The 9,524-nt window shown below is 40.5% G+C and carries 5 protein-coding genes and 4 tRNA genes; 6 read left to right on the top strand and 3 right to left on the bottom strand.

Going from position 1 to position 9,524, the window contains the following annotated elements:
• Positions 1–333: 333 nt before the first annotated feature.
• The 3 genes from polA to QZ265_RS07845 all read right to left on the bottom strand — a co-directional run bounded on the left by polA (position 334) and on the right by QZ265_RS07845 (position 4,575).
• A complete protein-coding gene (gene polA, locus QZ265_RS07835) occupies positions 334–3,297 on the bottom strand; it encodes a DNA polymerase I (protein WP_296405056.1) in 2,964 nt (987 codons plus the stop codon).
• Between the two features lie 392 nt (positions 3,298–3,689).
• Positions 3,690–4,100 carry an Ohr family peroxiredoxin gene (locus QZ265_RS07840; RefSeq protein WP_296405049.1) on the bottom strand — a complete coding sequence of 137 codons (411 nt, stop codon included), beginning with the start codon at positions 4,098–4,100 and terminating at the stop codon, positions 3,690–3,692.
• Between the two features lie 58 nt (positions 4,101–4,158).
• Positions 4,159–4,575 carry an Ohr family peroxiredoxin gene (locus QZ265_RS07845; RefSeq protein ID WP_296405051.1) on the bottom strand — a complete coding sequence of 139 codons (417 nt, stop codon included), beginning with the start codon at positions 4,573–4,575 and terminating at the stop codon, positions 4,159–4,161.
• Positions 4,576–4,942: 367 nt separating this feature from the next.
• On the opposite strand from QZ265_RS07845, the gene QZ265_RS07850 reads away from it, so the two are divergent.
• From QZ265_RS07850 to QZ265_RS07875, 6 genes are all read left to right on the top strand, one after another.
• Positions 4,943–6,553: a peptide chain release factor 3 gene (locus QZ265_RS07850; RefSeq protein WP_296405052.1), complete on the top strand. Its 1,611-nt coding sequence runs from the start codon at positions 4,943–4,945 to the stop codon at positions 6,551–6,553.
• A gap of 880 nt (positions 6,554–7,433) precedes the next feature.
• On the top strand, positions 7,434–8,567 hold the full coding sequence (locus QZ265_RS07855) for an FHA domain-containing protein (RefSeq protein ID WP_296405054.1): 1,134 nt from the start codon (positions 7,434–7,436) through the stop codon (positions 8,565–8,567).
• Positions 8,568–8,651: 84 nt separating this feature from the next.
• A tRNA-Thr gene (locus tag QZ265_RS07860) sits at positions 8,652–8,727 on the top strand.
• A 74-nt stretch (positions 8,728–8,801) separates the two neighbouring features.
• Positions 8,802–8,885 (top strand) — tRNA-Tyr (locus tag QZ265_RS07865).
• Positions 8,886–8,985: 100 nt separating this feature from the next.
• Positions 8,986–9,059, top strand: a tRNA-Gly gene (locus QZ265_RS07870).
• 29 nt (positions 9,060–9,088) lie between these two features.
• Positions 9,089–9,163 (top strand) — tRNA-Thr (locus QZ265_RS07875).
• The last annotated feature ends 361 nt before the right edge of the window (positions 9,164–9,524 follow it).

The following is a 9,524-nucleotide window of genomic DNA, read 5'->3' on the forward strand; positions in this document are numbered from 1 at the left end:
TATTTCTGCTATCCTATAACTTTATTCGATTTGCTCCTTTTTCGCACTTCTTTTTGAAAAAGTGTGCGTTTGCCCTGATTCATGAAAGATAAGAGTTTAGATGAAAATCTCACACCATATTGAAAGCAAATTTTATTTAGTGTTAGAATATAGGATGGGTGGATTTCAGTATACTCAACTGGTACAGCAAGGCGTTGCATTTACTTAGCAAGAGGCGTTATCGAGGCAACAAGAACGGCACTTGCTTTAATGCCTGCCGCCTTGCCCGCCAAGATAGTAGCAAAAAGCGGGAAATTGCTACTAAAACTCCCTATTGATAAGACTCAATAACAATTAATGCGCCTCATCCCAATTATCGCCCACGCCCGTTTCAACCAATAACGGTACGGCAAAATCAATATCCCAGCCCATTTGTTTAGCGGTGTCGCTCAGTACATTTTGCATGGCCGTTTTAATCAGCTTACCGATCTCATCGGCTTTATCGCTATCCACTTCAAACACCAGTTCATCATGCACTTGCAATAACATTTTAGCGTTACCAGCAGGCAACACCTTATTAACGGCTATCATCGCAAGCTTAATAATATCAGCGGCGCTACCCTGCAATGGGGCGTTAATAGCGGCACGTTCCGCACCACGGCGAACCATTTGATTACTATGGTCGATATCAGGGGTATAAAGCTTACGACCAAGTATGGTTTCGATATAGCCTTTTTCAACCGCACTATTTCGAGTATCTTGCATATACTGTCTAACCCCAGGGTAGCGCTTAAAGTATTGGTCAATATAGTCTTGCGCCTCACTACGGCTCATCTGCAACTGCTTCGCCAGACCAAACGCACTCATGCCATATAAAAGCCCAAAGTTAATCGCTTTGGCGTTACGGCGCTCGGTCGGGGTGACTTCCGCAATCGTTTTGCCCAATACTTCAGCGGCAGTGGCGGTGTGAATGTCTAAACCCTCTTTAAAAGCGCGGGTAAGGTTAGCATCACCAGAGAAATGCGCCATCAGACGTAGCTCAATTTGGGAATAATCCGCTGCCAATAGCACACGACCTTTAGGAGCGATAAAGGCTTGACGAATCAGGCGACCTGTTTTGGTGCGAATGGGGATATTTTGTAGATTAGGATCCGTTGAAGACAAACGCCCAGTAGTGGTTAACGCCTGATGATAGCTGGTGTGTACTCTGTCAGTCTCTTTATCGGCCACCGCATCGAGTGCATCGGTATAGGTGTTTTTAAGCTTAGCAAGGCTGCGATATTCAAGCGCAATCTCGGCTAGGGGATGGTCAATCTTTGATAATACTGCCTCACCTGTTGAGTACTGACCCGACTTGGTCTTTTTTCCGCCAATGACGCCTAAATTATCAAACAACACTTCGCCCAATTGCTTGGGTGAGCCGAGGTTGAACTCTTCACCTGCCTCAATGTAGGCTTGTTTTTCCAGCTCAATAATCTCTTCATCAAAACGCTCGGATAGCTCGTTGAGAAACGGCCGTTTAATCATGATGCCTGCCGCTTCCATTTGGCACAGTATCTGCGCCACAGGGATTTCCAGCTCGTGCAATAATCGTTGATTAATCGCATCGCCTTGCAGTTTGTCTTGGAATAGCCCAAACAATTGATAGGTAATATCGGCATCTTCGCAAGCGTAATCACTGGCAATCTCAATCGCCACTTTATCAAAGGTGACTTGCTTGGCACCTTTGCCAGCGACATCTTCAAAACTAATGGTTTGGGTATGTAGATAATGGCGGGCAAGATCGTCCATACTATGACGGGTAGCTGCCGCATTGATGACGTAGCTTGCCAGCATGGTGTCCATTGCCCAATTTTTAGGCGACGTGTTGAGATTAATATCATATTTCGATAACACATGCGCATCGTATTTCAGATGTTGACCGATTTTGGCAATATCTGGGTTTTCTAAAATAGGTTTTAATTTGGCTAGCACCGTATCACGATCAAGCTGTTTGGCTATTAACGGATCGACTTCTGCATTGGCAAGCAGCTGCGCTTGCTCTGCTTCTTCTTTTTTATTCTTTGCCTTTTTTTGAGGCTCGCTATAGTCCACATGCGTCAGAGGTAAATAATAGGCCTCATGCGCTTGTACTGAAAACGATAGCCCAACGATTTCAGCATCTCGCCAGTTAATGCTAGTGGTTTCGGTATCGATAACGAAATGTGGGGCACTTTGTAATTTATGGAACAAAGTATCTAGCATGTTCTCATCAAGCACGGTATGCCATTTTTTATCATGGGCTTTGCTATTTTTGATATATTCAATGATTGAAGTCTGCTTCTGATTTTGCAGGGTTTTGGCAACTTGCGCTTGTGACTCTGCATCTGCTTTGCTATCGGCCACACTATTAACACCTGAGTTAGCAGGATGATTGGGGTGATCCAGCGATGCCAATTCATTTTTGAATTCAAGCTCGCTATACAGTTCTCGCAGCTCATCAATATGTGCCGTTGGATCGGTATTGATGCGTAAGTCTTCCCAATCTTGGCCTATCTCAAGGTTGGTAATAATGGTCGCAAGCTGACGGTCACGAGGAATATTATCCGCAAATTCTATAAGTTTTTCACCCACTTTACCTTTAATATCGCTGGCATGAGCAAGGATGTTATCCACGGTGTTGTACTGATTAAGCCACTTGACGGCAGTCTTTTGTCCAACACTTGGAATACCTTTAATACCGTCTGAGCTATCGCCCATTAATGTTAATAAGTCAATCATTTGATTGGGCTTAATACCGTATTTATCTTCCACACCTTGCGCATCGGTAATAAGGCCCGAGAAGCTGTCTTCTACTACCACGCAGTCATTAATCAGTTGCATCATATCTTTATCGCCACTAGATATGACGACATGATGACCTTCTTGCACCGCACGATGCGTTAGCGTACCGATAATATCATCGGCTTCAGCGCCTTCAATACGAAGTAACGGTATGCCTAAAGCGCGAACCAAGCGGTGGATATAAGGAATCTGCTCAGCCAGTTCTAGATCCATTTTTGGACGATTGGCTTTATAATCCTCTGACATCGCATGGCGAAACGTCGGCGACTTGGTATCAAAACATACCGCCATATGAGTCGGGTGATAGCGACGCATCAGTTTTAAAAGCGCATTGAGCGTACCACGAATCGCATTGGTCATAAGACCCTGAGTATTCATCATGGTTTTAGGCAGCGCATGATAAGTGCGAAATAAATAATACGAACCATCGACCAAGATAAACGGTGGTTCGTCTTTATTGATATGACCGGTATCCATCATCGCCACATTGGGCATATCATCGAATTTTGGCAATACATTGGGGTCAATCGCCTCATGCGAGGTATCAGTGGTTGTATCTGGCGTTTCGGTATGAGTAGGGTTAGTTTCAGCAGTATTGTCGGTCATAAAATATCACTTAATTGGTTTGAATTTATAGTTTTAGGCTAGATAGGTTAGATACGGTATATAGGCTGTATACGATATTAGGTTATTAGGTTATTAATAGAATAGTGTTTCATTATAACGAAAAAAACAGCTGTTGATTGAGAGATTGTAGAATGGTTTTATAAACAAAAAACCCAAATCACACTAAAGAGATTTGGGTTTTAAAGTTTTTAATAAATAAGTAATATTATAAATCTTCATTCACTAATTTGGCTTAACTTTTTATTTAACCTCAATTACGCTTAGTTAACTTCAGAGGTTACTTCAACTTCGATGTTGCCACGAGTGGCTTTAGAATAAGGACAAACTTCATGTGCTTTTTCAACAGCTTTTTGTATTTCATCAGCACTTAAGTTTGTATTACTAGCTATAACATGGATTTTAGCGGCAAGGCTGTATTGGTGATTTTCACTTTGTAACAAGTCAACTTCCACTTCTGTGGTCGAATCAAAGTCAACACCTTGCATTCTTTTTACCACACTTAAGGCACTGTCAAAACAAGCCCCGTAACCCATTGCAAAAAGCTGTTCAGGGTTGTTGCCATCGCCTGTACCTGGCGGTGTCATTTTAATCACTAAGTCACTATCACTCACCTTGGCCGTGCCCATGCGTCCGCCAACGACTGAAGATTTTGTTGAATATAAAGTTTTCATAGTTATTCCTTTTGGTTTATAAATTCGGGTTTAAAACTAATTAGCATTAGATTTAAGTCTATTTTATTTCAGAGGTTACTTCAACAACGACACCTTCTCGTACGGTATTGGCATAGGCGCACATCTCAAAAGCGTCATCGACAACTTTTTGAACCTCATCGGCACTAAGATCCGTATTGCTAGCGATAACATGAATCTTTAATGCCAATCTATGTTCGTTATGCTCACCCACCAAAAGGTCGACCTCTACTAGGGTAGAGTGATCAAATTTATGGTTGCTATTCTTACTTTGAACAATATCAATGTCACCGTCAAAACAGGCACCAAATGCCATCGCAAAAAGTTGTTCTGGATTGTTGCCGTCTGCTGAAGGGCTAGGGGGCTGCATATTAATGATTAATTTACTATCACTTAATTTTGCCTCGCCCATACGGCCATCGGTTGCAGTCGCTGTTGTTGAGTACGTTGTTTTCATTATTATTCCTTTTTATAGTTATAAGTTTATGTCGTTATTTTTTGATAGAAATTACTTTGATGAATGGTTTATGAACTATGATTAGTTGAGGTATCGAAATTAAAAACAAATAATCAATTAAGATACTAACAAAAGCTTTTATGACTATCGTTCTAAGGTTGTAAGTATTGTCTAGCAGTTTGTAAAGACTATGCACCATAAATACTCACAACGAAACATTCCTAACATCTTCTGCACCCTTAGGCGAAATCCGTTACAATATGCTCACTTATTTACCTAAATTCTGTTATTCATTTTTTCTATTCAAATTTTCTATTAATAGCACCGTTTATTATTAGAGATATATTTTACAGTTGATACACACATTATGAGCCAAGATTCAAAAACAATAGATCCTAAAACTCTCTACAAAGAAGTTGCCAAACGTCGCACTTTCGCTATTATCTCTCACCCCGACGCGGGTAAAACTACCATGACCGAGAAGCTGCTATTGTGGGGTCAAGCCATTCAGGTAGCGGGTGAGGTGAAAGGCCGAAAATCCGATCGCCACGCTACTTCTGACTGGATGAGTATGGAGCAAGAGCGTGGTATCTCGATTACGACCTCAGTCATGCAGTTTCCCTACAAAAATCATATGGTTAACTTGCTAGATACCCCAGGTCACGCTGACTTCTCAGAAGACACTTACCGCACGTTAACGGCCGTTGATAGCGCGCTGATGATGGTAGATGGGGCAAAAGGGGTGGAGGAAAGAACGATTAAATTAATGGAAGTATGTCGTATGCGTGACACGCCCATTATCTCGTTTGTGAACAAACTTGACCGTCAGATTCGTGATCCGCTAGAGCTTTTGGATGAAATTGAAACCGTGTTAGGCATTCAATGCGTGCCGGTGACTTGGCCAATTGGTATGGGACAAGACTTCGTTGGGGTGTATCATCTCACCGAAGACAAAACCTATTTATATCAAAAAGGGCACGGTGGCGAGATTACTGAGATTGAAACTCGAGAAGGATATGATTATCCCGATATCCGTCAGCGTCTGGGTGATTTGGCATTTGCGGCATTTGAAGAGTCATTAGAGCTGGTCCAAATGGCGCTTGAAGATTTCAATGTGGATGCATTCTTATCCGGTGAAATGACGCCAGTACTGTTTGGAACTGCATTGGGTAACTTTGGCGTTAACATGGTGCTAGATACGCTAATTAATTATGCGCCGCCACCTAAGAGCCACCCTACCAATGAACGTCAGGTTGATGCTACGGAGCCTAGCTTTAGTGGATTCGTGTTCAAGATTCAAGCCAATATGGACCCACGTCATCGTGACCGTATTGCTTTCTTACGTGTCTGTTCTGGCAAATACGAAAAAGGCATGAAGATGAATCATGTTCGTCTTGGTAAAGAAGTTCGTATCTCTGACGCCTTAACTTTCTTAGCAGGAGATCGTGAAGCTTTAGAAGAAGCTTATCCTGGCGATATTATTGGTTTGCACAACCACGGCACCATTAGCATTGGCGATAGCTTTACAGAAGGTGAAGAATTGAATTTCACTGGCATTCCTCATTTCGCACCGGAGCTGTTTCGCCGTGTAGTTCTAAAAGATCCCTTAAAATCTAAAGCATTACAAAAAGGTCTACAGCAACTTAGTGAAGAGGGTGCCACTCAAGTATTTATGCCACAGATTAACAATGATTTGATTTTAGGGGCAGTGGGTGTGCTTCAGTTTGAAGTGGTTGCGCATCGCCTAAAAGAAGAATACAAAGTTCAATGTGTTTTTGAGCCGGTGTCTATTGCAACGGTACGCTGGATTCATTGTGATGATGAATTGGTATTGGCAAAGTTTAAGAAAAAGGCGCACGATCAGTTGTCGCTAGATGGCGGTGGTCATTTAACCTATTTAGCACCAAGCCGCGTAAACCTGCAATTAATGCAAGATCGCTATCCAGAGATTACCTTTAGTAGTACTCGCGAGCATTAATACAACTATCAAAATATATGTTTAAGTTTATATATTTTTATGAAGGCTATTTTTATACTAAGGTACTTTTTATATTAAGGCACTTTTTATATTAAAGCACTCGGTTTAAATTTGAGTGCTTTTTTTTATTCTTTTTTTTTGATAATCCAGTAATTATATGAATTAAGCTATGATATTACTTTAGTTTAAATAGATTTTAGAAAGGATGCTTCACTAAATGCGCTTCACTAAATAAGCTTCACTAAATAGGTTGAGTTAATTATGGCTGATTAATTATGGCTGATTAATTAGCACGAACAAAGTTTAAGTCATTGGCGTATACTAAATAAAACAGTCTGATAATGTAGTTGCTTACTTGAAAAGGATTGACCCTTTGTCATGAATAACAATGCGCTTTTAGCAGATAGAGGTAATGCGCTTAAATAGCAATCTTATGAAATAATGTATTTGCAAATGAGATGCCATATGTTTATGAAACGCCTATGTCAGCTGTTGCTTATGTTAAACTAGAAGGTATTGTGAACCTAAAAATTTTCTTGAATCAACTATAAAATAGTCTATTGGTTGATTGGCAAGCTAGTATATTTATTAAAAACAAGTTATAACTTATTTAATGTGAGACTGAAAATAGAGTTGATGGTACTTAAATCGCCTATTATAGTGATGTTGTAGGCAATCGTGTTGTAGGCAATCATGTTGAAGTCAGTTATGTTGTAGACAATCATGTTGTTCATAATTGTACTATGTCCCAAATCAAAAGCATAATTGATTACCGTTGTCGCAAGTAAAAGTTATAAGGCCATACTAGTTCAAGCTGCTATTATCAATTACCCCATTTTAGAGATATTCCGATTATTAACATTAAGATAGAGGTTTTATTATGACAAATTCTGACCCTAAGCAATGGAAGCTTACTGCTATTACAGAAGCTCTTGGTAATCTTGAGCTAGATATCAATGAGAAATTAACGGTAGGACGTGGCCAAGACAATGATGTGGTGCTAGGTAGCAAACAGGTATCGCGTCAGCATGCAGAATTGAAGGTAGTCGGCAATGAGTTACAAATACAGGATTTAGGATCATCAAATGGCACACTGGTCAATGAGGTCAAGCTTGAGCCACATCAGCCTAAAAGTTTAATGGCTGATGATGTGGTAACCTTTGCTGCTTTTAGTTTTAAGGTCACTCAGACTGAAAAGACTATGGCGGCTAGTGAAACCGTTTCTAAAGTAATAGCGCCTGAAGTTGTACAGCCAGAATCTGTACACTTAGATGCTATACAGTCAGAATCTATACAACCAGAATCTGTCAGCGAACCTATCGAATCAGAACTAATAGAGGCTAAAATTGAACAACCAGAAGTGGTCGAATCAACTGGGGTTGAACCAATCAATAATGACGTCGAACCAGTCATTACGCAGGTTTCAGAAGCTGTTGATTCTAAAGTTGAACCAGCACGAACCATGGATGATAAAGAAGACAGTGAGTTTGAAAAAATAATAGCCGCTGAAAGAGCAGAGCATCAAGCTGAAGAAAATGCCGAAGCCATTGAAAAGTCCGGTATTAAAACCATGACAGAATCTGAGCTTGAGAAAAAGTTAGAAGAAGAACTCGAAGCGCCTACTGGTTACCACGCCCCAGAGCATAAGCATACTCATGAAAATGATATCGAACATTTTGAAGAATTGGCTGCCGAAGCTGATCCAGATGTGCATAGAGCCAAGCAAGCGGCGGCTGCACAAATGTCAGCAACTACCAATTTGCATGAGAAAATAGAAACTAACTCTGTAACGAATGACGCTAACATGGATACATCAGTGCCGGAAAAACATCCAAGCGAAGCTTTAAATACAGTCAATGAACAACCTCAACATAATGTTGCGCATGTCAATAATTCAGCTCCTGTATCAAATCAACCCAGTTCGAACAAAAACTCTTCTGTATTATGGCTTGCCCTAATTTTAGTGGGCTTAGCAGTAGCGTTGTGGCTTTACAACAGTGGAACTATAGCCTAAACCTTAAAAAAATTGAAAATAATCAAAAAAAAGGTTGCGTTATGTAAAAAATTTGCTAGAATACTCACCACTTCGAAGGAACAAGCCGACTTAGCTCAGTTGGTAGAGCAACTGACTTGTAATCAGTAGGTCGCCAGTTCGATCCCGGCAGTCGGCACCATTCGTCCTTCAAAGTACTTTGCTTAGCGCAATTTTAGTAAAACTACTTTGCATAATAGTTAGTTTTACACCTTAGGTGGGGTTGGGGAGCGGTCAAACCCAACAGACTGTAAATCTGTCGCGAAAGCTTCGAAGGTTCGAATCCTTCCCCCACCACCATTTTCTAGTACGATTTTCAATTAGTGTTCAGTATACTCTATCTTGATCAGCTCACTGCCAAATCCCATTGCAACTGGCAGCCATTTAAAGCTGTGATATTGCGGGTGTGGTTTAATGGTAGAACCTCAGCCTTCCAAGCTGATGGCGCGGGTTCGATTCCCGCCACCCGCTCCAACTTATTTTTTAAAATTAAAGCATATTAAGCTCATATAGCTCAGCGGTAGAGCACTCCCTTGGTAAGGGAGAGGTCTCGAGTTCAATTCTCGATATGAGCTCCATTATTTTAATTGACAAAATATTCAATAATTGTGCTTTAAGTTGGTCGTATACTCATTAAAGAATATAAATTTATGATGTTGAGTATAGCTCACATAGAGCTAAGCATATAAAGTTAGGTGAGTATTTAAGATAAAACTTTAATTTAATTACAAGGGATTGTTGATGACCTTGCACCAAATTCACGACACAGCTAGTTAATTTATCGATAGGCAGCACTTAGTGTTGCCTTTTAGTGTTGTAATTTACTAAATTATAGAAATTAACAACCTTATTTATTTTATCGCACTTTTTAATTTAGTAACCCATAATAAGAGGATACACTCATGGCAAAGGCCAAATTTGAACGATTAAAGCCACACG

It is taken from the genome of Psychrobacter sp. (assembly GCF_018260395.1).
GTDB lineage: Bacteria > Pseudomonadota > Gammaproteobacteria > Pseudomonadales > Moraxellaceae > Psychrobacter.

What these genes read in the sequence shown, in the direction of transcription:
- QZ265_RS07850 (WP_296405052.1), top strand. Translation starts at nt 4,943, where the DNA reads ATGAGCCAAGATTCAAAAACAATAGATCCTAAAACTCTCTACAAAGAA.
- QZ265_RS07845 (WP_296405051.1), bottom strand. Translation starts at nt 4,575, where the DNA reads ATGAAAACAACGTACTCAACAACAGCGACTGCAACCGATGGCCGTATG.
- polA (WP_296405056.1), bottom strand. Translation starts at nt 3,297, where the DNA reads ATGCCCAATGTGGCGATGATGGATACCGGTCATATCAATAAAGACGAA.
- QZ265_RS07855 (WP_296405054.1), top strand. Translation starts at nt 7,434, where the DNA reads ATGACAAATTCTGACCCTAAGCAATGGAAGCTTACTGCTATTACAGAA.
- QZ265_RS07840 (WP_296405049.1), bottom strand. Translation starts at nt 4,100, where the DNA reads ATGAAAACTTTATATTCAACAAAATCTTCAGTCGTTGGCGGACGCATG.